At 60.0% G+C, this 20,757-nt stretch carries 20 protein-coding genes; 9 read left to right on the top strand and 11 right to left on the bottom strand.

From position 1 onward, the window contains the following. Positions 1 to 1,101, top strand: coding sequence for a DUF1513 domain-containing protein (locus BFP92_RS17185; protein WP_065930406.1), 1,101 nt, complete (start codon positions 1 to 3; stop codon positions 1,099 to 1,101). Between the two features lie 53 nt (positions 1,102 to 1,154). Here BFP92_RS17185 and BFP92_RS17180 read toward each other — a convergent pair whose 3' ends face one another. The 5 genes from BFP92_RS17180 to colR form a co-directional block, all read right to left on the bottom strand. Beyond that, positions 1,155 to 1,382 carry a hypothetical protein gene (locus BFP92_RS17180; RefSeq protein ID WP_065930405.1) on the bottom strand — a complete coding sequence of 76 codons (228 nt, stop codon included), beginning with the start codon at positions 1,380 to 1,382 and terminating at the stop codon, positions 1,155 to 1,157. Beyond that, complete coding sequence (locus BFP92_RS17175) at positions 1,379 to 2,098, bottom strand: lipopolysaccharide kinase InaA family protein (protein ID WP_058422710.1); 720 nt, start codon at positions 2,096 to 2,098, stop codon at positions 1,379 to 1,381. Before BFP92_RS17175 ends, BFP92_RS17180 begins: the two co-directional genes overlap by 4 nt. Positions 2,099 to 2,102: 4 nt before the next feature. Then, entirely contained in the window at positions 2,103 to 2,783 is a 681-nt protein-coding gene (locus BFP92_RS17170; protein ID WP_056858673.1) for a class I SAM-dependent methyltransferase, read from the bottom strand. A gap of 188 nt (positions 2,784 to 2,971) precedes the next feature. Further along, positions 2,972 to 4,252 (bottom strand): sensor histidine kinase, encoded by a 1,281-nt coding sequence (locus BFP92_RS17165; protein ID WP_065930404.1) that lies wholly within the window; start codon positions 4,250 to 4,252, stop codon positions 2,972 to 2,974. Next, positions 4,242 to 4,925, bottom strand: a complete 684-nt coding sequence (colR, locus tag BFP92_RS17160; protein ID WP_003175870.1) for a two-component system response regulator ColR — start codon at positions 4,923 to 4,925, stop codon at positions 4,242 to 4,244. Before colR ends, BFP92_RS17165 begins: the two co-directional genes overlap by 11 nt. 200 nt (positions 4,926 to 5,125) lie before the next feature. Here colR and BFP92_RS17155 point away from each other — a divergent pair, with 200 nt between their 5' ends. From BFP92_RS17155 to BFP92_RS31305, 4 genes are all read left to right on the top strand, one after another. Further along, a complete protein-coding gene (locus BFP92_RS17155; RefSeq protein WP_065930403.1) occupies positions 5,126 to 7,075 on the top strand; it encodes an LTA synthase family protein in 1,950 nt (649 codons plus the stop codon). A gap of 77 nt (positions 7,076 to 7,152) precedes the next feature. Further along, on the top strand, positions 7,153 to 7,848 hold the full coding sequence (locus BFP92_RS17150) for a response regulator (protein WP_056858676.1): 696 nt from the start codon (positions 7,153 to 7,155) through the stop codon (positions 7,846 to 7,848). Next, entirely contained in the window at positions 7,841 to 9,136 is a 1,296-nt protein-coding gene (locus BFP92_RS17145) for a sensor histidine kinase (protein ID WP_065930402.1), read from the top strand. Before BFP92_RS17150 ends, BFP92_RS17145 begins: the two co-directional genes overlap by 8 nt. 82 nt (positions 9,137 to 9,218) lie before the next feature. Beyond that, on the top strand, positions 9,219 to 9,596 hold the full coding sequence (locus BFP92_RS31305; protein WP_139114081.1) for a hypothetical protein: 378 nt from the start codon (positions 9,219 to 9,221) through the stop codon (positions 9,594 to 9,596). 196 nt (positions 9,597 to 9,792) lie between these two features. On the opposite strand, the gene groL is transcribed toward BFP92_RS31305, so the two are convergent. From groL to BFP92_RS17120, 5 genes are all read right to left on the bottom strand, one after another. Next, positions 9,793 to 11,439, bottom strand: coding sequence for a chaperonin GroEL (gene groL, locus BFP92_RS17140; protein ID WP_056858678.1), 1,647 nt, complete (start codon positions 11,437 to 11,439; stop codon positions 9,793 to 9,795). A gap of 49 nt (positions 11,440 to 11,488) precedes the next feature. Next, positions 11,489 to 11,785 (bottom strand): co-chaperone GroES, encoded by a 297-nt coding sequence (locus tag BFP92_RS17135; protein WP_017139748.1) that lies wholly within the window; start codon positions 11,783 to 11,785, stop codon positions 11,489 to 11,491. Between the two features lie 247 nt (positions 11,786 to 12,032). Beyond that, positions 12,033 to 12,509 carry an FxsA family protein gene (locus BFP92_RS17130; protein ID WP_016975517.1) on the bottom strand — a complete coding sequence of 159 codons (477 nt, stop codon included), beginning with the start codon at positions 12,507 to 12,509 and terminating at the stop codon, positions 12,033 to 12,035. A gap of 66 nt (positions 12,510 to 12,575) precedes the next feature. Beyond that, entirely contained in the window at positions 12,576 to 13,307 is a 732-nt protein-coding gene (locus BFP92_RS17125; protein WP_065930401.1) for a HugZ family pyridoxamine 5'-phosphate oxidase, read from the bottom strand. Positions 13,308 to 13,432: 125 nt separating this feature from the next. Continuing rightward, positions 13,433 to 14,440, bottom strand: coding sequence for a DUF481 domain-containing protein (locus BFP92_RS17120; protein ID WP_056858680.1), 1,008 nt, complete (start codon positions 14,438 to 14,440; stop codon positions 13,433 to 13,435). 148 nt (positions 14,441 to 14,588) lie between these two features. Between BFP92_RS17120 and BFP92_RS17115 the strand changes: the two genes are divergently transcribed. The 4 genes from BFP92_RS17115 to BFP92_RS17100 all read left to right on the top strand — a co-directional run bounded on the left by BFP92_RS17115 (position 14,589) and on the right by BFP92_RS17100 (position 19,414). After that, a complete protein-coding gene (locus BFP92_RS17115) occupies positions 14,589 to 14,951 on the top strand; it encodes an MGMT family protein (RefSeq protein ID WP_065930400.1) in 363 nt (120 codons plus the stop codon). 43 nt (positions 14,952 to 14,994) lie between these two features. Beyond that, positions 14,995 to 16,527 carry an AmpG family muropeptide MFS transporter gene (locus BFP92_RS17110; RefSeq protein ID WP_017139744.1) on the top strand — a complete coding sequence of 511 codons (1,533 nt, stop codon included), beginning with the start codon at positions 14,995 to 14,997 and terminating at the stop codon, positions 16,525 to 16,527. 197 nt (positions 16,528 to 16,724) lie between these two features. Further along, positions 16,725 to 18,440: a proline--tRNA ligase gene (locus tag BFP92_RS17105; RefSeq protein WP_065930399.1), complete on the top strand. Its 1,716-nt coding sequence runs from the start codon at positions 16,725 to 16,727 to the stop codon at positions 18,438 to 18,440. Between the two features lie 20 nt (positions 18,441 to 18,460). Continuing rightward, a complete protein-coding gene (locus tag BFP92_RS17100) occupies positions 18,461 to 19,414 on the top strand; it encodes a hypothetical protein (RefSeq protein WP_065930398.1) in 954 nt (317 codons plus the stop codon). A gap of 128 nt (positions 19,415 to 19,542) precedes the next feature. Here BFP92_RS17100 and dinB read toward each other — a convergent pair whose 3' ends face one another. Continuing rightward, the gene (dinB, locus tag BFP92_RS17095; RefSeq protein WP_065930397.1) at positions 19,543 to 20,601 is read right to left on the bottom strand and encodes a DNA polymerase IV; all 1,059 of its coding nucleotides are present in this window, start codon (positions 20,599 to 20,601) and stop codon (positions 19,543 to 19,545) included. Positions 20,602 to 20,757: the final 156 nt, after the last annotated feature.

The following is a 20,757-nucleotide window of genomic DNA, read 5'->3' as shown; positions in this document are numbered from 1 at the left end:
ATGCTCAGGCGACAGGCTTTGGCGGTTGGCAGTGTGCTGCTCAGCGCACTGACGTTGGGTGGCTGGACGCTGTTCAAACAAAAGAAGCAGGCACCGCTGCTGCTGTCGGCCCGCGATGACGCGGACGGCAAGCACTACGCCGTGGGTTTTCGCCTGGACGGCACGCAAGTGTTTGCCACACAGGTCGGCCAGCGCTGCCATGACATCATCAATCACCCGACACTGCCGATTGCACTGTTCGTCGCCCGTCGCCCGGGCACCGAGAGTTACCTGATCGACCTGCGTACTGGCACACTGCTGCAAACCATCACGTCCAATGCCAATCGCCACTTCTATGGCCACGCAGTCATCCATAAGAGCGGCGACTGGCTGTACGCCACCGAGAACGACACCTCCGACCCCGGCCGTGGCCTGCTCGGTGTGTACAAGTTCGAGGGCGAGCGCCTGGTGCACAGCGGCGAAATCTCCACCCATGGCATCGGCCCGCACCAGGTGTCATGGATGCCCGACGGCGAAACCCTGGTGGTGGCCAACGGCGGCATTCGCACCGAAGCCGAAAGCCGTGTGGAGATGAACCTCAACGCCATGGAACCGAGCCTGGTGCTGATGCACCGCGACGGCAGCCTGATCAGCAAGGAAACCCTGGGCCAACAGATGAACAGCGTGCGCCATATGGGGATTGCCAGCGATGGCACGATCCTCACCGGGCAGCAGTTCATGGGGCCGTCCCAGGAGCGCTCCGAGTTGCTCGCGATCAAGCGTCCGGGGCAGCCGTTCGTGGCGTTCCCGGTGGCCGATGAGCAACTGCAAGCCATGGGGCATTACACCGCCAGCGTCGCCGTGCACAGCGAACTGCGTCTGGTCGCACTGACGGCGCCGCGGGGTAACCGGTTTTTTATCTGGGACATGGACAGCGGTGCGCTGCGTCTGGACGGGCCGTTGCCCGACTGCGCGGGCGTAGGCGCGGTGGCGGATGGCTTTGTCGTCACCTCAGGCCAGGGCCGTTGCCGCTTCTACGATTGCCGCCAGCCGCAGTTGGTGGCCAAGCCGCTGCAATTGCCGGCCGGGCTTTGGGATAACCATCTGCACCTGATCATTTGAGATAAAAAAAGGGCCTCGCGTCGCAAGGCCCTTTGTCGGGGGGTAAAATCTTTTCAACTCTGCGGCCTCATCCCTTGGGACATGCCGAACATGAACAACAGCAACTCATGATCCGGTTTGGCCGCCACACTGGCCTTGGCAACACGTGGCAGCAAGCATTGCCCGCTACCCTGCGCCGCACTGAGCACTTGTGTGCGAGGTTGTTCCCACGCAGCCAGCGCCAGGGCTGCAATGCCCAACGCGCCGACCAGGAACACACCTCGTGCTATTTCTAGCTTCATCTACTTAAACCCTTGATAGCGCTGCCAAACGCCGTCTCGTAAAAGTAGCTGAGTTTTTCCCAGTCGGTACTGTTCCACGACGAATGGCGGCGCAATTGCAGCATGTCATGGGAGGCGGCCCGATAAGCGGTCAGGCGCTGACGGCACTTCTCGAAATCCAGCAGCGCCACTTCCACCTTGGCCGAGTCGCCTTCGCCGGTCACGCGTACAAAAATGTGCTTGATGTACAGGCAACCATGTTGCCAGCGCCCCTTGTGCATGCGTGCCAGGGTGCCCGCCAATTCCTTGAGCATGCGCTCGTGAACCAACTCGCCGTACTGCTCACGGCCACCGGCGGCGTACCAGTTTTCGATCTCGTCGAAACCGTCGAGGGACGCCGTCACCAACAAGGCTTTCCATTGGTGCTCGGGGTCACGGCGCGCGCCGCAGAACACCAGTTCCGGAACGCGTACATCCAGCGAACGCAGACCTTTGAGGGCGTCACGTTCGCGCAACACGGTCGGGCGTCCGAACGGGTGAAGCCAACTGCGGTAAATATGCCCGGTCTGGCGTTTGCTGTAGAGCAAGCGGCCATTCGGGCTCACGACTCGCTGCACACCGCTTTCACCACCGCGTCGGCGGTTGGGTTCCTCGACCCATTCGCCCTGCTGGCGCCAGAAAAAATCAAATCGTTCTTCGGGAGCTACGTGACTGCCTGATACGCACTCAACTGCCATCCTGTTACCTCTTACGCAATACATAGACTCGCCACATGGCGTAGAGCGGCATGAAGTCCAGGGATTCCTGGACCCGGAAACCGGCTTGCTCAAATTCTGCCTCGACAGTAGCAGCCGGTAACACAAACCGGTTTTGGTAACCTTCCTGCTCACCTTTCTTGCGACGCCTGGCTTCGGCGCGCTTGCGTTTCCAAGCCTTGAAATTGCCATCCACCCACAACGAAATAATCACGCTGTCGCGGGTAACCCGCTGAAATTCTTTCAGTATTGCCAGCCTGTGCGCCGGATCACCAATGTGGTGCATCAAACGCATGCAAAAAATACTGTCGACCGCGTTATCGGGCAAATCGATATCAAAGGCAGACGTGTGCAAAGGCCGTACCCGCTTCACCACCTCCGCCGGCTGGGCGACGGTGGCGACCTTCAACATCGACTCCGAATTGTCAGCGCCGATAATCACACGGTTGGGCTTCTCCGCCAACAATGGCCAGAACCGCCCGGCACCGCAAGGCAGGTCCAGCACCAGGCCCGGCTCGCCGGCCATGGCCAGCGCACCGCGCGCCAATTGCTCGTCGCGTTTGTGGGACAGCCGGCGAGCCAGATTGTCCTGATGCTTGAGCAAATAATTCTGCGCGTGCTGATCGTCGTACTTTTCGGAAAAATCGAGCTTGATCGGGGTAGACATCAACGGATCTCCAGTAGCTGATGCCTACAACCTTAAGCAGCAAACTGTGATCAACAGGTCAACCCGTTGTGAAAAACTTGTCCTGTCCAATCCCATACATTTCAAGACTTTACAGACACAAGCAATAGCATGGGGCCATCTTCGCCGATTTAGCGGGTTCTCTGGCAGGATAGCGGCCAGGTCTACTTTCAGGGTTTGACCTGGCTCAACTCCACATGAAAACGGCAGCCATTGGGCTCCATGGTGCTCAGGCTGACGCTCCAGCCCTGGCTCTCGCAAATGCGCTGCACCAGCGACAAACCCAGGCCAAGGCCTTCGCCACGCTTCTCGCTGCCGCGCACAAAGGGCTCGAACATCGCTTCACGCTTGTCTTCGGGAATGCCGACCCCGGTGTCCTCCACCACAAAGCCGCTGGGTTCGAGTGTCAGGCGGATAAAGCCCTGCTCGGTGTAGTGCAACGCATTGCGCAGCAAGTTGCCCATCACCGCATGCAAGAAGGTGGTGTTGTAGCGAGTGTCCAACGGGTTTCCCGGGCTGAAGATCAACTCAAGGCCTTTTTGCTCGATGGGCCCGCGCCAGATGCCGAGCAGATCTTCGGCCACCTGGGTCAGGTTGACTTGGGCCGACATGCCGGAATCATCGTGCTGGGCACGCGCCAGCATCAGGAAGGTCTGCACCAGCTCGCGCATCTCTTCACACGCACGGGCGATTCGCAGCACCTGGTTGCGACCACGCTGGTCAATGGCCGGGTTTTCCAACAGCAGTTCGCAGGAGCTGGCCAATACCATCAAGGGCGTGCGCAGTTCGTGGCTCACGTCGCTGGTAAACAATTGCTCACGGGACAAGGCCGCACGCAGGCGGCCCAGGGTGGCGTCGAACGCCACGGCCAGCTCGCCGACTTCATCGGCGGCGTAGTCCGGCGCCAGCGGCGGCGCCAAGCCCAGCAATTGGTCACGATGGCGCACCTGGCGGGCCAGACGCACCACCGGCGCCATCACCTTGCGGGCCAGCACCCAACCGAGGAACACCGCCAGCGCCAGGCTGAGCACAAAGCCCACCAGCACCACGGCAAACAGCACGCGCTCACGTTCTTCGAAATCGCTTTGGTCTTGCAGCAACACATACCGTCGGCCATCTACCACTTCAACCATGGCGTGGTACGACAGCGCTTCGCGGAATACTTCGTGAAACCCCGGTTCCAGGTGCCGCAGGTCTTTGGGCAGCTCGAAATCTCCAGGCCCGCCGCTGAAGTAAAACAGCTGATCGGGCTCGGGCCGGTGGCTCCAGTCCTCAACGCTGTCCATCAACAACAGGCGCTGCAGGTCGCCGCCCAGGCCGGCCGAAATCAGTTTTTCTTCCACCAGGTGCACAGTCGCAACGATGCCCATGGCGAAGGCCCCCGCCACCAGCGCACTCATCAGCGCAAAGGCGATGATGATCCGCTGGGCAAGGCTTTGCTTAAACTCCATCACGGCCCTCGGCCAGGCGATAACCCACGCCGTGCACCGTTTGCAGCAACGGCTTGGCAAAGGGTTTATCGATTACCTGGCGCAATTGGTGAACGTGGCTGCGCAGGCTGTCGCTGTCCGGGCAGTCGTCGCCCCACAGGGCCTCTTCGAGGATTTCGCGGCGCAGTACGTGCGGGCTTTTTTGCATCAGCACCGCGAGCAGCTTCAAGCCCACCGGGTTGAGCTTGAGCAAGCGCCCTTCGCGGGTGACTTCCAGGGTATCCAGGTCGTAGCTCAAATCACCCACTTGCAGGGCACGGCGCCCGCCACCCTGGGCACGGCGCAGCACGGCTTCGATGCGCGCGGCCAGCTCGGACAAGGCAAAGGGTTTGAGCAGGTAGTCATCGGCGCCGGACTTGAAGCCCTGCAGCCGGTCATCCAATTGGTCGCGGGCGGTGAGCATGATCACCGGCGTGTCGCGGCGGGCGTCTTCGCGCAGGCGTTTGCACAGCGTGTAGCCATCGATACCGGGCAGCATGATGTCGAGCACGATCAGGTCGTAATGCTCGGTGGCGGCCAGGTGCAGGCCCGACAAACCGTCCTGCGCACAGTCCACGGTGTAGCCCTTTAGCCCCAGGTAATCGGCCAGGTTGGCCAGAATATCGCGGTTGTCTTCAACCAATAAAATTCGCATGGGCAGTGTCTCCGTACGCGGTAACGGCCTTGTTGGCTCGCGCAGCTTAAGGCCAAGTGTGGCTCAGGGATAGACCTTGGAGCCATGCCGATAAAGGTTTTCAACCAATTACATATTCCAACAAGTTTTTCACTATAGCTTCACACACTAACTACAGTGCCAGGTTGAACATCTCGCCCATCGATATAAGGAATATGGACATGGGGTTTCTCAAAAACGCGCCTATGCGTTTTCTGCTGCTCGTCACCACAACCTGGCTGGTGATTTTCCTGCTGACCCGCAGCGTGCTGCTGATCACTCATCTGGATGAAGTCGGCGGCAATTTGCTGCCGGTGTTTGGCGTGGGTTTGCTCTATGACCTGAGCTTCCTGGTGTATGCCGCCTTGCCGCTGGGCCTGTACCTGCTGCTGTGCCCGCCCGCGCTGTGGCGCCGTCGCGGCCATCGCTGGTTCCTGCAAGCGGTGCTCACCGCAAGCGTATTTGCCATGCTGTTCACGGCGGTCGCTGAATGGCTGTTCTGGGATGAATTCGGTGTGCGCTTCAACTTTATTGCCGTCGACTATCTGGTGTATTCCAAGGAGGTGTTGAACAACCTGCTGGAGTCCTACCCGATCGGCAAACTGCTCAGTTTGTTGGCGATGCTGGCGATAGTTGTGAGCCTGGCCCTGCGCAAGCCGTTCAATACGGCGATGAACGCCCCGCTCCCGCCAATGCGCGGCCGCTTGCTGAACGCCCTGTGCCTGTTGGTAGCCGCCGGTCTGAGTGTGCAATTGATCAGCCAGAACAGCCCGCGTGCCCAAGGCGGCAATGCCTATATGAACGAATTGGCGAGCAACGGCCCCTACCAATTTTTTGCCGCCTTTCGCAATAACGAACTCGATTACACGCAGTTCTACAAAAGCCTGCCAACCGAGGTTGTCGCCAAACAACTGCGCGCAGAACTCAGTGAACCCAATGCGCGCTTTATCGGCACAGACCCGCTGGATATCCGCCGCACTATCGACAACCCAGGCACATTGCGTAAACCCAACATCGTGCTGGTGACCATCGAAAGCTTCAGCGCCAAATACATGGGCAGCAACGGCGATGAGAACAACCTGACGCCCAACCTTGATGCGCTGCGTAAACAAAGCCTGTACTTCAATAACTTCTATGCCACCGGCACCCGCACTGACCGTGGGCTGGAAGCGATCACGTTGGCGATTCCACCCACGCCCGGCCGCTCGATCGTCAAGCGCATCGGCCGTGAAAGCGGTTTCGCAAGCCTTGGCCAACAACTCGGTGCCGTCGGTTACGACAGCGTGTTCGTCTACGGCGGGCGCGGTTACTTCGACAATATGAACGCGTTTTTCAGCGGCAACGGTTATCGGGTCGTCGACCAGAGCAGTGTGCCTGAAGCGGAAATTTCGTTTAAGAACGCCTGGGGCATGGCTGATGAAGACCTCTACCGGCAAACCCTGAAACTTGCCGACGCCGACTACGCCAAGCAGCAGCCCTTCCTGCTGCAACTGATGACCACGTCCAACCACCGCCCCTACACCTACCCGGACGGGCGCATTGATATCAAGTCCGGTAAAGGCCGTGACGGCGCCGTCAAATACACCGACCACGCTATTGGCGAGTTCCTCGCAGCGGCACGCCAGAAGCCCTGGTTCGATAACACGATTTTCGTGTTCGTCGCCGACCACACCGCCGGCAGTGCAGGCAAGGAAGACTTGCCGATCACCAACTACCAGATCCCGCTGTTCATCTATGCCCCCAAGCTGATCGAAGCCCGGGAAACCGCACAACTGTCCAGCCAGATCGACCTTGCGCCGACCTTGCTGGGCCTGATCAACCTGAGCTACGAGTCGACCTTCTTCGGCCGCAACCTGTTGCAGGACAACCCGTTGCCACCGCGCGTGGTGGTCGGCAACTACCAGTATCTGGGGCTGTTTGACGGCAAGGACCTGGCCATTTTAAGCCCACGCCAGGGCCTGCGTCGCCACGATCAAGCCCTGGGTGAAAGCCAAGAGTTACGCGTGGGCAGTGATGATCCGTTGATACAACGCGCCATCACCTACTACCAAGCGGCCAGCTATGGCTACACACAACAATTGCTGAGCTGGAAGGCGCCGAAGGAAGTGCCCCCTGCGATCAGCGTACGCTGACAGCTGCGCTCTGGCCCTTGCCTACCACAGGGCAAGGGCGTGACACTTGCGCCATCCTCCGGCGATGGCGCCCTTGCATGTCCGACTCCCTGTTGCTGATCGAAGATGACCGCCCATTGGCCGCGCTGACGGCCGAGTTCCTGCGCGCCGAAGGTTTTACCGTCGCCGTGGAGCACCGTGGAGATCGCGCCGCACAGCGCATTCTTGAGGAAAAACCGGCGCTGTTGATCCTCGATGTCATGTTGCCGGGCATCGACGGGTTTACCCTGTGCCGCCAGATTCGCGACAGCTACCCCGGGCTGATCCTGATGATGACCGCGCTGGATGAAAACGCCGAGCAATTGACCGGTTTCCACGTGGGCGCCGACGATTACGTGGTCAAGCCGGTCGACCCGCTGCTGTTGCTGGCCAGGGTGCGTTCATTACTGCGCCGTCACCGCCAGGCGCCCAACGCGTCTTATCAGTGGGGCGCGTTTCGATTGGACCTCAACAGTCATTTCGCCTGGCTCGACGGCACGCCGTTGCAGTTCTCGGTGGCCGAGTTCGAATTGCTGGCGATTTTCGCCCGCCACAGTGGCGTGTTGCTGACCCGCGAGAAACTTCTGCAAAGCTTGCGCGGCCTGGAATACGACGGGCTTAACCGCTCGATTGATATGCGTGTGTCGCGCCTGCGCAAAAAGCTGATGAGCCTGGCCTGCCCGGTGACCATCCAGACCATCACGGCCCAAGGCTACCTGTTTGTCGAAATCCCCCAGGCGGCCCAGCATGTTTAAACTGCGCCCCTGGATGGTGGCCGTGGCGGGCGCGGGCTGGACGAGCCTGACCCTTTATCTGCTGTGGCTGTGCACCAACGCCTCGGTGTTTGTCGGCGAAGACAGCTTTTTGCGCTTGATGGCCGGTCCGGGCTACCTGGTGGCCGAACAGCTTAAAGGCGTGCCTGCCGAGAAGCGTGAAGCGCGCATGGACATCCTGCGCGCGCACTTCCAGTACCCGGTAGAGCTGATTCCGTATGACGACGTCGAATTGCCGCCCGAAGCCATGGTCATGCTCGAACACCAGCAGCCGGCGCTGAACAGCGACGAAGACATCAGTTACTTCCCGCTGGACGACGATACCGTGATCCGATTCGGCCCTATGTGGGGAAGCGCCGAGGTCAAGGACCTGCTGAAATTCCCGATTTTCTGGATCACCGCCTGTGTCGCAGGCTTGCCGGTGTTGCTGCTGCTGGCCTTCGGTTTGCGCGCGTACCGGCGGCATAACAAGGACCTGGCCACGCTCAACAACTGCCTGGGCACCCTGGCACGCACCCCAAACGTCATGCTGCCGGCTCTGGGCAAAGAATGGACGCCGTTGCTGCTGACCTTGCAACAGCATGCGCGGGACATCAGCGCCATGAGCGAACGCCACCGCGAAGTTTCTCAGGCTGTTTCCCACGAACTGCGCACGCCGCTGGCGCGTATGCGTTTCGCCCTTACGTTGCTGAGCAAAAGTGAAGACCCGCCGACCCGCGCGCGCCTGCAAGAGCGCTTGCAAACCGATGTCGAAGAACTCGAAGCCCTGGTTCGCGCCAGCCTCGCCTTTGCGCGGATGGCCGGCGCGCCCACTGATTTGCAGCATGAGCCCATCAACCTGCGTGACTGGCTGCACCAGGAGTTCGCGTTGCTGGACGGGCACCATCGCCAATTGAGCCTGGAAACCGAGCCTGCACAGCTTGAACTGATCGGCGACCGCGCCCTGCTGCACCTGATCGTGCGCAACCTCTTGAGCAACGCCATCACCTATGCCCGTGATCGAGTGTGCGTGAGCGCCACTTATCAGGGTGAGCAGCACTTGGTGCTGCATGTCGACGATGACGGCCCCGGCATATTGGCGGAGAACCGTGAAAAGATTTTCGAGCCCTTCGTGCGGCTGGCCATGGGCGGCGACGAACCCAGTGGCTTCGGCCTCGGCCTGGCGCTGGCCAAGCGCGCAACCCAGTGGCATCACGGTGAGTTGTCGGTAACCCGCAGCCCGCTGGGCGGCGCACGCATGAGCCTGGTACTGCCGTTGCGCCCTCTTTAGAGCGCTGTTACAGCCTGTGACAGCCAAGCCATCCCATCGCCCGTAACCTCGCCAACTGAATCCCCGGTTGGAGAGCCCTTTCATGCATCCCCGTAAGAAGCATTTGCCCACCTTGATGCTGTCGCTGTGCATCGTTGCCGGCGCATTCGTGCCCGGTAATGCGTCAGCCTCGCGCCTGGCGGTTACGGACAAGCCATCACCACGGATGGAAGACAAACACGCTGGCGATCACACCGCCAATACGGCACGTCGGCCAACGGCGCAGGATGCGCTCCTTACCCCACCACCCCGGAGGTGGCCCCGAGCCGCCGGCGTTGAGAAACTCGCGCACCTGCCTGGCCCTGGCTCACTCAACCAAGCTGCTGCACCGCAACCCGTGGCACTTGTGCCGGCTGCCCAAGTAACCCTGGCGCGGGGCATGACCTTCAGGAAGCTGTTGCGGCGCCGTACATTGGGTTGAGACAGATATAGCGCGGGCCTAATGTGGGAGCGGGCTTGCTCGCGAATGCGCAGTGTCAGTCAATACATCCACCGACTGATACACCGCATTCGCGAGCAAGCCCGCTCCCACATTGGTTCTCCTACATTTTTGAATACAAAAAAGCCCCGCCTGCATCACTGCAGGCGGGGCTTTTTAATAGCCGGGTAAGGCTGGGTTACATCATGCCGCCCATGCCACCCATGCCGCCCATGTCAGGCATACCGCCACCGCCTGCGCCTTCAGCCTTTGGCTTGTCGGCGATTGCAGCTTCGGTAGTCAGGATCAGGCTACCGATGGAGGCTGCTGCTTGCAGCGCGGAACGAGTCACCTTGGTAGGGTCCAGGATGCCCATTTCGATCATGTCGCCGTATTCGCCAGTCGCAGCGTTGTAACCGTAGTTACCTTTGCCGTTCTTGACTTCGTTGACCACAACGCTTGGCTCGTCGCCGGAGTTGGCAGCGATCTGACGCAGCGGTGCTTCAACGGCACGACGCAGAACAGCGATACCGACGTTTTGGTCAGCGTTGTCGCCGGTCAGGTCAGCCAGGGCTTCCAGAGCACGGATCAGCGCAACGCCACCGCCAGGTACCACGCCTTCTTCAACGGCTGCACGGGTTGCGTGCAGGGCGTCTTCAACGCGGGCTTTCTTCTCTTTCATTTCAACTTCGGAACCGGCGCCAACCTTGATCACTGCAACGCCGCCAGACAGCTTGGCCAGACGCTCTTGCAGTTTTTCACGGTCGTAGTCGGACGAGGTTTCGGCAACCTGGGCACGGATCTGAGTGATGCGAGCCTGGATGTCCTGCTCAACGCCAGCACCGTCAACGATGATGGTGTTTTCTTTGGAGATGGTCACGCGCTTGGCGCTACCCAGGTTTTCCAGGGTGGCGCTTTCCAGGCTCAGGCCGATCTCTTCGGAGATAACGGTACCGCCAGTCAGAACAGCGATGTCCTGCAGCATGGCCTTGCGACGGTCGCCGAAGCCTGGGGCCTTGACGGCGGCGACTTTAACGATGCCACGCATGTTGTTCACAACCAGAGTCGCCAGGGCTTCGCCTTCAACGTCTTCGGAAACGATCAGCAGTGGGCGGCCGGCTTTGGCAACGGCTTCCAGCACTGGCAGCATTTCGCGGATGTTCGAGATCTTTTTGTCGACCAGCAGGATCAGCGGGCTGTCCAGCTCGGCAACCATGGTCTCAGGCTTGTTGACGAAGTACGGGGACAGGTAGCCACGGTCGAACTGCATGCCTTCTACAACCGACAGTTCGTTTTCCAGGCCAGTGCCTTCTTCAACGGTGATCACGCCTTCTTTACCGACTTTTTCCATGGCTTCGGCAATGATGTCGCCGATGGAGTTGTCGGAGTTGGCGGAGATGGTGCCTACCTGAGCGATAGCCTTGGTGTCGGCGCATGGCTTGGAGAGCTTTTTCAGCTCAGCAACGATGGCGATGGTCGCCTTGTCGATGCCGCGCTTGAGGTCCATCGGGTTCATGCCGGCAGCGACGGCCTTGTAGCCTTCGTTGACGATGGCTTGAGCCAGTACGGTAGCGGTGGTGGTGCCGTCGCCTGCGTCATCGTTGGCACGGGAGGCAACGTCTTTGACCAGCTGCGCGCCCATGTTTTCGAAACGGTCTTCCAGTTCGATTTCTTTGGCTACGGAAACGCCGTCCTTGGTGATGGTCGGAGCGCCGAAGCTCTTCTCGATAACCACGTTACGGCCTTTAGGGCCCAGGGTCGCTTTTACCGCGTCAGCCAGGATGTTGATGCCGGTGAGCATTTTTTTGCGGGCGGAATCGCCGAATTTAACTTCTTTAGCAGCCATGATCGATATTCCTTAAATACTTTGTAGTAACGGGAAAATGAGCGGGGAATCAGTCTTCCAGAACGGCGAGAATTTCGTTCTCAGCCATGACCAGCAGGTCTTCGCCGTCGACTTTCACAGTGTTGCTGCCGGAGTAAGGGCCGAAAACAACCTTGTCACCCACTTTTACGGCCAGCTCACGTACTTGACCGTTTTCCAGCGTCTTGCCCGGGCCTGCAGCGAGAATCACACCGTGGTTGGCTTTTTCAGCAGCCGAACCTGGCAGAACAATACCGCCAGCGGTTTTCTTTTCTTCTTCGCTGCGACGGATTACGACGCGGTCGTGCAGAGGACGAAGCTTGCTCATTGTCGATCTCTCCTAATTGTGTTTTTCATCGGCCGGTATCGATACCGGCAAGTTGTATTCCGGCGGTGCCGGTCGCGCCTCGCCAAGCAAGACGCGGAAGTCTGTCTGGTGTCGCCACCAGAAACCTTGCGGTGACCGTTACATAAGGGCGCATAAGCTTATTACAAGAGGCCGCGACGGAAATTTTTTATGAATGCCGGGCGGCAAAAGCAACACGGCACCCAAAGGCGCCGTGCAGGTCATGCGGTTATTTGCTGTCGCGGTGTTCGAACTCGCCTTCGATCACATCCCCTTCACGCCCCAACGGCTGGCGCGGAGCCGGGCCGCCACGGGGTTGCAGGTCATCGGCAAACGCACGCTGGCGGATCGCCGCTTCTTCGGCACGCTGGCGCATCTTGCCGGCCAACAGCTTGCGGGTGAACGGCAGCAGCATGACCAGGCCGACCACATCGCTGATAAAACCCGGCAGGATCAACAGACCACCGGCCAAGGCCATCATCAGGCCTTCAAGCATGGTCTGTGCAGGCAGTTCGCCGCGGTTCAGGCTTTCACGGGCACGCAGCGCCGTGGCCAGGCCGGCGACGCGCAGCACCAGCACGCCGAGCATCGAGCCGAGAATGATCAACAGCAACGCCGGGAAAAACCCGATGGCACTGCTGACTTGAACGAATACGAACAGCTCCAACACCGGGAACAGCAGAAAGAGCAATAAAAAAGGGCGCATCAAATGGTTCCTCAACGCAAGAATGCCTTGCCAGTCCACCTTAGATGACGTCGCCGTTTCGTGAATTCAAGCGCTGACGGCTTCTTTTTTCGGCCAGACGTCGGCGTGAGCCAATGAAACCAAGGCTTCGCGCACTTGTGTCGGCGTGTTGCAAGGCTCGGCAAACGGCAGCCAATACAAGGACTGGCCGATACGCAGGTGCATGCCCTCGCTGTCGATACCGGCCAATTGCGCAGGTTCAGTGGTCGGCAGGCCGGTCAGCTCCACATAGTGGGCGATGGCCTTGGTGTGGTCGCTGTTCATGTGCTCGATCATGCTGCGCTCGGCTTGGCCCGCAAACGGGTTGGCCAGGGTGAGCTGGTCAACCCAGTGAATCGCACCAAAGCCGCCGATGTAACGGTGACGCACCGGCTTGAGCACCCAGAAGTCGAAATCGTGGGCCTTGTGGTAGTTGGCCGAATCCGGGAAGTAGCGGTAATAGCGCTCGGCGGCGGCTTCAATCGCCGCCTCATCCTCAAGCTTTTCGGCTTCGGCCAGGTAGGTCAGGCGCCCTACCGCTTGCACGTCATCCGCCTCGCGCTCACCCACCAGCAGCGAGCACTTGGGGTCTTTTTGCAGGTTGTGGGTGTGCTGGGCGATGCGGCTGATCAGGATGATCGGCTGGCCCTGCGCGTCGAGGCAGTACGGCACCACTGAGCCGAAGGGAAAACCCGGCATGGCTTTGGACAATGTGGAGAGCGCTCCACGGTATTCCTTGAGCAACAGCTCTCGGGCGTTCTTGGCAACCTGCGTGCTCACGGTATGACTCCTCGGGTGTTCAGCCGCCCACAGCCTATGGCGTCTATGGGAATGAATCTCAACACAAGGTAATCAATATCGGCGCGGGTTGCCAGAGTGCCCGTTGCTGGTTTTACCGGGCTGTTTTACCAGGCGACGCCGAAGCCTGCGGTGTAACGGGTCTTGTCCAGGCTGCTTTGCGATTCGCCATTAATGAGGTCACGCTCGGCCTTGAGGTTGAGCGACGCCCACTCGGTGACTTTGTAGCGCAGGCCCATTTCCGCATCCAGGGAGTAATCGGACGGCCCGGCCAGCGGTTTGCCCACTTCACCGTTGGTGAAGAACTCCACGGTCTTGCCCACCAGGTAGCGGTTGTAGCTCCACTTCATGGCCAGGGAATAGAAGTTGCTCTTGCGATCGTCCGAATACTGGTAATCGGTGCGGTTGACCAGCGAGCCGAGGGAGAACGCGCCCAGCTCATCGTCCCAGAACTGGTAGCCAGGGCCGGTACCGACGGTGCGCTGGCGGGACAGGTCTTCAACCTTGTCACGTTTGTAGGTCAAGCGGCCCTGCCAGTACCAATGCTCGGTGATGAAGCGGTCCAGGTCATATTCCAGCGACCAGTTGTCGGTGGTGGTCACGTCATCCTGGAACTCGCGGTTGTATTCGCCCTGGGCGGTATGCCGCCACTGGCCGTGACGGGCGGTGGTCTTGAAGTCGATGTCATAGTCGTTGGTGTCTTTGTCGGCGCGTTTGTAGTCCAGCGCCAGGTCGACATTGCCCTTCCACACCAGGTCTTCGATCACAGGCTTTGGCTTGAGGATCTGCTGGATGCTGGCCAAGTCCACGGTTTTCGGCGCTTCGCCATTGGTCAGGGTGACCTTGCCATCCTCCGCCGCTTTCAGGGATTTGGCCTTTTCACCGGTGTAAGCGTCCTGCTTGACCAGCAGTTCCTGGTCGCTTTCCAGGGTCTTGACCTGTTTCCAGTCCACCGGGATGGCCCCTGCGTAATTGGTCTGAATCAGCAATTTTCCACCGTCGAAGACTTTGATCTTGCCGGTCAGGCGGTCACCGTTCTTCAACCATATGGTGTCGGCGAGCAGGGGCGTGGAGGCGCTGAGAACAGCAAGGCAGAGCAGGGTTCTGGACAACATAAGCGAATTCGAGGCTCGAAAATGGCGAAAAAGGGGCGTTATCGTGTTAGATAGCTTGGACTGACTCAAGGATTTATATTGAGTTCAATTCTCAACGGAATGATTACAGACGTTTCTTACAAAAACACCTCTTTATAAAGACGCGGCGATGCCCACACCCCACACACCCGAAGACGCCCCCCAAAGCCCCGCAGACATGCGCCGCACGGCCTTGTACCTGACCCTGGCGCAAGTGCCCGAAGGTTGCGTGGTGAGTTACGGCGAATTGGCGCACCTGGCCGGGCTGGGCCGGGCCGCCCGCTGGGTCGGGCGTACATTGAGCCAGCTTCCCGAGGGCACCCGCCTGCCCTGGCATCGGGTATTGGGTGCCGGTGGTCGGATAAGTCTGCCGGTGGGCAGTGCTTCAGGCGACGAACAACGTGCGCGTTTGCGCAGTGAAGGCGTCAGTATCCTGAATAATCGCGTTGATATTCAGCGTCATGGCTGGCGCCCGGTAGAGCACAGCGGTTAGAGTGCGCGCTTTGTTTCCGCAAATCTGAGGCAGACTCCAGCCCATGCCCCGTAAAACCTGGCGCGCCGCGCTCGCCGCCTATGCCAGCCCTTCGACGTTAGTCCTGTTGTTGCTCGGCTTCGCCGCCGGCTTGCCTTACATGTTGGTGTTTTCGACGCTGTCCGTGTGGTTGCGCGAGGCCGGTGTGGCCCGCGAGACCATCGGCTATGCGAGCCTGATCGGCCTGGCCTACGCGTTTAAATGGGTCTGGTCGCCGCTGCTCGACCAATGGCGCCTGCCGCTGCTCGGCAAACTGGGACGACGTCGCTCCTGGCTGGTACTTGCCCAGACGCTGGTGATCCTCGGGTTGATCGGCATGGGCTTCTGCGACCCGCAAAAGCACTTGTCCTGGCTGATCGCCATTGCCGTCATCGTAGCCTTCGCCTCGGCCACCCAGGACATCGCGGTAGACGCCTATCGCCTGGAAATCGCCGACGACAGCCGCCAGGCCGCGCTGGCTGCCAGCTATATGTCCGGCTACCGCATCGCCGCCCTGCTGGCCACCGCCGGCGCGCTGTTCTTTGCCGAAGGCTTCGGTTCCACCGGCTTCAACTATAAGCACTCGGCCTGGACCGGCACTTACGTGCTGTTCGGCGTGCTGATGATCCCGGCGCTGCTGACCACCTTCTTCATGCGTGAACCCGACGTACCACTGCGCACCCAACTGCAGGCCGGGCGCTACAGCTTTGCACATCAGCTTGTTTCGGTCTTTGTGCTGATCGTGCTGCTGGTGTCGGTCCCGGCGATGTTCACCCAGCTGTACAACACCGATTTCGCCAGCGTGCTGTTCCACGGCGTGAGCCTGTGGGAGCTGCTGATGGAAGACCGCGCGTTCCTGCGCGCCATTCTGTACATCATCCTCACCACCCTGTGCCTCTCGGCCATGGGCCGCCGGGGTTTGGCGCCGGTGCTGACGCCGGTCAACGACTTTATCCTGCGTTATCGCTGGCAGGCGCTGCTGCTGCTCGGGCTGATTGCGACCTATCGCATGTCCGACACGGTGATGGGCGTGATGGCCAACGTGTTCTACATCGACCAGGGCTTCACCAAGGACCAGATCGCCGGGGTCAGCAAGATCTTCGGCCTGATCATGACCCTGCTCGGCGCCGGTATGGGCGGCCTGTTGATCGTGCGCTTCGGCATCCTGCCGATCCTGTTTATCGGCGGCATTGCCTCGGCGGCCACCAACCTGCTGTTCGTGATGCTCGCCGACATGGGCCCCGACCTGCAGATGCTGATCTTCACCATCTCCCTGGATAACTTCAGTTCGGGCCTGGCTACTTCGGCGTTTGTCGCCTACCTGTCGAGCCTGACCAACCTCAAGTTCTCCGCCACCCAATACGCGCTGCTCAGCTCGATCATGCTGTTGCTGCCGCGCCTGATTGGTGGCTACTCGGGCGTGATGGTGGAGAAGTTCGGCTATCACAACTTCTTCATCATCACCTGCCTGCTGGGTGTGCCGACGCTGTTCCTGATTGCGCTGCACTGGTTTCAGGAAAGCCGACGGGCGCGATTGAATCCTCCCGCAGAAGACTGACCTGACTCAGTCAATGTGGGAGCTGGCTTGCCTGCGATAGCGATGGTGAATCCAACACCGCTATCGCAGGCAAGCCAGCTCCCACACAGGCTCTACTTCAACAGAAACACCGCCACGACCTCACGCCTGTACTCCAGCGACAACCGCCCGTACAATCCCAAGTCATTTCAAGTTCAAGCAACCGACAACGGCCTACCATGCGTACCAGTCAATATTTGCTCGCCACACAGAAAGAAACGCCTTCCGACGCGGTTGTGATCAGCCATCAGCTGATGCTGCGCGCCGGTATGATCCGCAAACTGGCCTCCGGCCTGTACACCTGGCTGCCCATGGGCTTGAAGGTGATGCGCAAGGTCGAAGCCATCGTTCGCGAAGAAATGAACGCCGCCGGCTCTCTGGAAGTGTTGATGCCGAGCACCCAACCGGCTGAGCTGTGGCAGGAATCCGGGCGCTGGGAAGAGTACGGCCCTGAGTTGCTGCGCTTCAAGGACCGTCATGGCCGCGACTTCTGCGCCGGCCCGACCCATGAAGAAGTGATCACCGACCTGATGCGCAACGAGCTGAGCAGCTACAAGCAGCTGCCGTTGAACCTGTATCAGATCCAGACCAAGTTCCGTGATGAAATCCGCCCACGCTTCGGCTTGATGCGCGGCCGCGAATTCATCATGAAGGACGCGTATTCGTTCCACGCAGACCAGGCGTCCTTGCAGGCCACCTACGACCGCATGCACACCGCCTACTGCAACGTGTTCACGCGCCTGGGCCTGAAATTCCGCCCGGTTGAAGCGGACAACGGCTCCATCGGCGGCGCCGGCTCCCACGAATTCCACGTGCTGGCCGAATCCGGCGAAGACGATATCGTGTTCAGCAACGGTTCCGATTACGCGGCGAATATCGAGAAAGCCGAAGCCGTGCCACGGGAAACGTCCCGCGCCGCACCGGCTGAAGAACTGCGCCTGGTAGACACGCCAGAGACCAAGACCATCGCGGCCCTGGTGGAAAAATTCAATCTGCCGATTGAAAAGACCATCAAGACCCTGATCGTGCGCGCCGAAGAAGAAGGCAAGCTGATCGCCCTGGTGATCCGTGGCGACCACGAACTCAACGAAATCAAGGCGGCCCAGCAACCTGGCGTGGCCAGCCCGCTGGTCATGGCCACCGATGCCGAACTGCGCGACGCCATTGGCGCCGGTGCCGGTTCGCTGGGCCCGCTGAACCTGCCGCTGCCGATCATCATCGACCGTTCGGTCGAGCTGATGAGCGACTTCGGTATCGGCGCCAACATCGACGACAAGCACTACTTCGGCGTGAACTGGGAGCGTGACCTGCCGGTTCCGACCGTGGCCGACCTGCGTAACGTGGTGGCCGGTGACCCAAGCCCGGACGGCAAGGGCACCCTGGAAATCAAGCGCGGCATCGAAGTCGGGCATATCTTCCAGCTGGGCAACAAGTACAGCAAGGCGATGAAGTGCGAAGTGCTGGGCGAGAACGGCAAGCCGATCACCCTGGACATGGGCTGCTACGGCATTGGCGTATCGCGCGTGGTTGCCGCTGCCATCGAGCAGAACAACGACGAGAAAGGCATCATCTGGAGCGACGCCCTGGCACCGTTCCAGATCGCTCTGGTACCGCTGCGCTACGACAACGAGCAAGTACGCGAAGCCACCGACAAACTGTATGCCGAACTGACGGCTGCCGGTTTTGAAGTGCTGCTCGATGACCGGGACAAGAAAACCAGCCCGGGCATCAAGTTTGCCGACATGGAACTGATTGGCATCCCGCACCGTATCGTGGTCAGTGACCGCGGCCTGGCCGATGGCAATCTGGAATACAAGAGCCGGACCGAAGCCTGCGCCCAACCGTTGCCGGTGGCTGACGTGCTGTCTTTCCTTCAGGCGCGTATTCGTCGCTGAAAACCAGATCAAGAGAAGTCATGTTCAAGCGAAACACCAGAGCCCTGGGGGGCGCCGCCTTGTGCGGCGCCCTGCTGGTCAGCGGCTGCGCCAATCAAATGTCGCAACGCAGTGAGCACGAGGAGCGGGTCGAGCGCAAGTTGCTCGATCACAGCCTGCAAATCGATGTCGGCGAACCCAAAGTGCTGGAACTGCCGCAACGCCGGGTTCGCATTCACGAGCAAAAGACCTTTGAGGTCACCGAGTTCGAAGTCACCCGCCGTTACGATCGCTACACCCCCTACCAAGCCTGGCGCAAACTCTATGAGATGCCGTTGGGTGCCGTTGCACTGGTAGCGGGCGCGGGCGCCAACGTGGTGAATATCTTCGCCCTCGGTAACCTGCCCACCAGCATGACGCACGACTGGCTGAGCTACGGCGTGGACGGCATCAACCCGTTCATGAACGTGCAATCCCACGGCCGTGCGCAACAGAACCTGGCGGGTATCGATGAAGTGCAGCGCGACAAGCGAACCGAGTATTCGAGCCTGCCCTGGAGCGAACGCCCGGTACAGGTCACCGCCGGCAAGCAGACCCATGAGCTGACCACCGACCGCGACGGCGTACTGCGCCTGAACCTGTTGGACAGCCCGTTTGCCGAGCAGGACCTGAACCGCGTCAGCACCTTGAAGATCAGCGTGGAAGATGGCCAGGACGATGTGCATTCCGACTCGTCGCTGGCGATCAGCAGCACACTGCGCAACAAGTTGCTCGAAGCCCATGGCCTGATCTACGACGACCTGGAAGATGACGAAGTGAGCCAATGGGTGCACCGGGTCAAACGCCTGTCGGAACTGGGCCTGGAAGAAGAGGCCAGCGAGCTGGAACAAAGCCTGATCGAATTGACGCGCAATGATCCGGAATTGCAGCAGGAGTTTCTGCAGGCACTGACCAAGGATGCGGGGCGGCTTGTCGCAGATCCTGGGGCACGCTGAGATCCTGAAAACGCTATAGATCTAAATGTGGGAGCGGGCTTGCTCGCGAAGGCGGTGTATCAGTGATGAATGTATCGACTGACACTGCGCATTCGCGAGCAAGCCCGCTCCCACATTTTTTCCGGTTTCTACCAGGAGAGCTCGAGCTGTTCATTGCCATTGCTCAGGTCCAGCAACCGCACCCCAATCCCCAACAACCGCACCGGCTTCCCGCCCCGGTTAAACGCTTGCGTCAACAGCTGTTGATAACTCTCCAGATCCCGCCCTGCCCCGGCCTGCTCCAGCGTCGTCTGGGTAAAGTCATGAAACTTCACCTTAACGAACGGCTTGCCCGCGCGGTAGCTGCTGTCGATACGCGCCATGCGCCCCGCCAGCGTTTCCATCAGCTCAGGCAGTTTCGCCAGACAGCTTGAAAGATCCGGCAGGTCTACGTCGTAGGTATTTTCCACACTGATGGATTGCCGACGGCTATCGTTCTGCACCACGCGGTCATCAATCCCCCGGGCCAGGCCCCAGAGCCGCTCGCCAAAACTGCCGAATTCACGCACCAGCGCCAGCTTGTTCCACTCGCGCAGCTGCAGGCAGTCTTCGATGCCCAGGCGCGCCAGCTTGTCGGCAGTGACCTTGCCGACCCCGTGCAGCTTTTTCACCGGCAACTGCGACACAAAGTCTTCGACCTGATCCGGGGTGATCACAAACAGGCCGTTGGGCTTTTTCCAGTCGCTGGCGATCTTGGCCAGAAACTTGTTCGGCGCCACGCCGGCCGACACGGTGATGTGCAACTGGTTGGAGACGCGCCGGCGTATGTCCTGGGCGATACGCGTGGCACTGCCGCCAAAATGCGGGCTGTCGGACACATCCAGGTAGGCTTCGTCCAGCGACAACGGCTCGATCAGGTCGGTGTAGTCGCGAAAGATCGTCTGGATTTCCTTCGAGGCTTCTTTATAGGCATCCATGCGCGGCTTGACGATGGTCAGGTCCGGGCACAGCTTCAAGGCGTGACGCGATGACATGGCCGAGCGCACGCCATAGGCCCGCGCCTCATAGTTGCAGGTGGCAATCACTCCGCGCCTGTCTGCCGAACCGCCGACCGCCAAGGGCTTTTGCGCCAGGCTCGGGTCGTCGCGCATCTCGATGGCGGCGTAGAAGCAATCACAGTCGACGTGGATGATTTTGCGCTGCGTCATATAAACAGAGGGTGTAATCCAACGGGCGGCCAGTATCGCACTCACTCCTGTATATAGCACCAGTAGTTTGAATCTGCCGTTTGAGCGGTAGGAAATTTCCCAGGTGAATTTATTTTCTCAATCGAAAACCAGCCGCCAATAGAGCTGAAACCCTTG

The organism is Pseudomonas sp. 58 R 3, from assembly GCF_900006605.1.
GTDB lineage: Bacteria > Pseudomonadota > Gammaproteobacteria > Pseudomonadales > Pseudomonadaceae > Aquipseudomonas > Aquipseudomonas salomonii.
Note: the sequence above shows the minus strand (reverse complement) of the source record. Positions and strands in the feature narration are given on the sequence as shown.

Bases quoted from the DNA above. Each gene is read 5' to 3' on its own strand.
- BFP92_RS17185 (WP_065930406.1), top strand. From the start codon at position 1: ATGCTCAGGCGACAGGCTTTGGCGGTTGGCAGTGTGCTGCTCAGCGCA.
- BFP92_RS17180 (WP_065930405.1), bottom strand. From the start codon at position 1,382: ATGAAGCTAGAAATAGCACGAGGTGTGTTCCTGGTCGGCGCGTTGGGC.
- BFP92_RS17175 (WP_058422710.1), bottom strand. From the start codon at position 2,098: ATGGCAGTTGAGTGCGTATCAGGCAGTCACGTAGCTCCCGAAGAACGA.
- BFP92_RS17170 (WP_056858673.1), bottom strand. From the start codon at position 2,783: ATGTCTACCCCGATCAAGCTCGATTTTTCCGAAAAGTACGACGATCAG.
- BFP92_RS17165 (WP_065930404.1), bottom strand. From the start codon at position 4,252: ATGGAGTTTAAGCAAAGCCTTGCCCAGCGGATCATCATCGCCTTTGCG.
- colR (WP_003175870.1), bottom strand. From the start codon at position 4,925: ATGCGAATTTTATTGGTTGAAGACAACCGCGATATTCTGGCCAACCTG.
- BFP92_RS17155 (WP_065930403.1), top strand. From the start codon at position 5,126: ATGGGGTTTCTCAAAAACGCGCCTATGCGTTTTCTGCTGCTCGTCACC.
- BFP92_RS17150 (WP_056858676.1), top strand. From the start codon at position 7,153: ATGTCCGACTCCCTGTTGCTGATCGAAGATGACCGCCCATTGGCCGCG.
- BFP92_RS17145 (WP_065930402.1), top strand. From the start codon at position 7,841: ATGTTTAAACTGCGCCCCTGGATGGTGGCCGTGGCGGGCGCGGGCTGG.
- BFP92_RS31305 (WP_139114081.1), top strand. From the start codon at position 9,219: ATGCATCCCCGTAAGAAGCATTTGCCCACCTTGATGCTGTCGCTGTGC.
- groL (WP_056858678.1), bottom strand. From the start codon at position 11,439: ATGGCTGCTAAAGAAGTTAAATTCGGCGATTCCGCCCGCAAAAAAATG.
- BFP92_RS17135 (WP_017139748.1), bottom strand. From the start codon at position 11,785: ATGAGCAAGCTTCGTCCTCTGCACGACCGCGTCGTAATCCGTCGCAGC.
- BFP92_RS17130 (WP_016975517.1), bottom strand. From the start codon at position 12,509: ATGCGCCCTTTTTTATTGCTCTTTCTGCTGTTCCCGGTGTTGGAGCTG.
- BFP92_RS17120 (WP_056858680.1), bottom strand. From the start codon at position 14,440: ATGTTGTCCAGAACCCTGCTCTGCCTTGCTGTTCTCAGCGCCTCCACG.
- BFP92_RS17115 (WP_065930400.1), top strand. From the start codon at position 14,589: ATGCCCACACCCCACACACCCGAAGACGCCCCCCAAAGCCCCGCAGAC.
- BFP92_RS17110 (WP_017139744.1), top strand. From the start codon at position 14,995: ATGCCCCGTAAAACCTGGCGCGCCGCGCTCGCCGCCTATGCCAGCCCT.
- BFP92_RS17105 (WP_065930399.1), top strand. From the start codon at position 16,725: ATGCGTACCAGTCAATATTTGCTCGCCACACAGAAAGAAACGCCTTCC.
- BFP92_RS17100 (WP_065930398.1), top strand. From the start codon at position 18,461: ATGTTCAAGCGAAACACCAGAGCCCTGGGGGGCGCCGCCTTGTGCGGC.
- dinB (WP_065930397.1), bottom strand. From the start codon at position 20,601: ATGACGCAGCGCAAAATCATCCACGTCGACTGTGATTGCTTCTACGCC.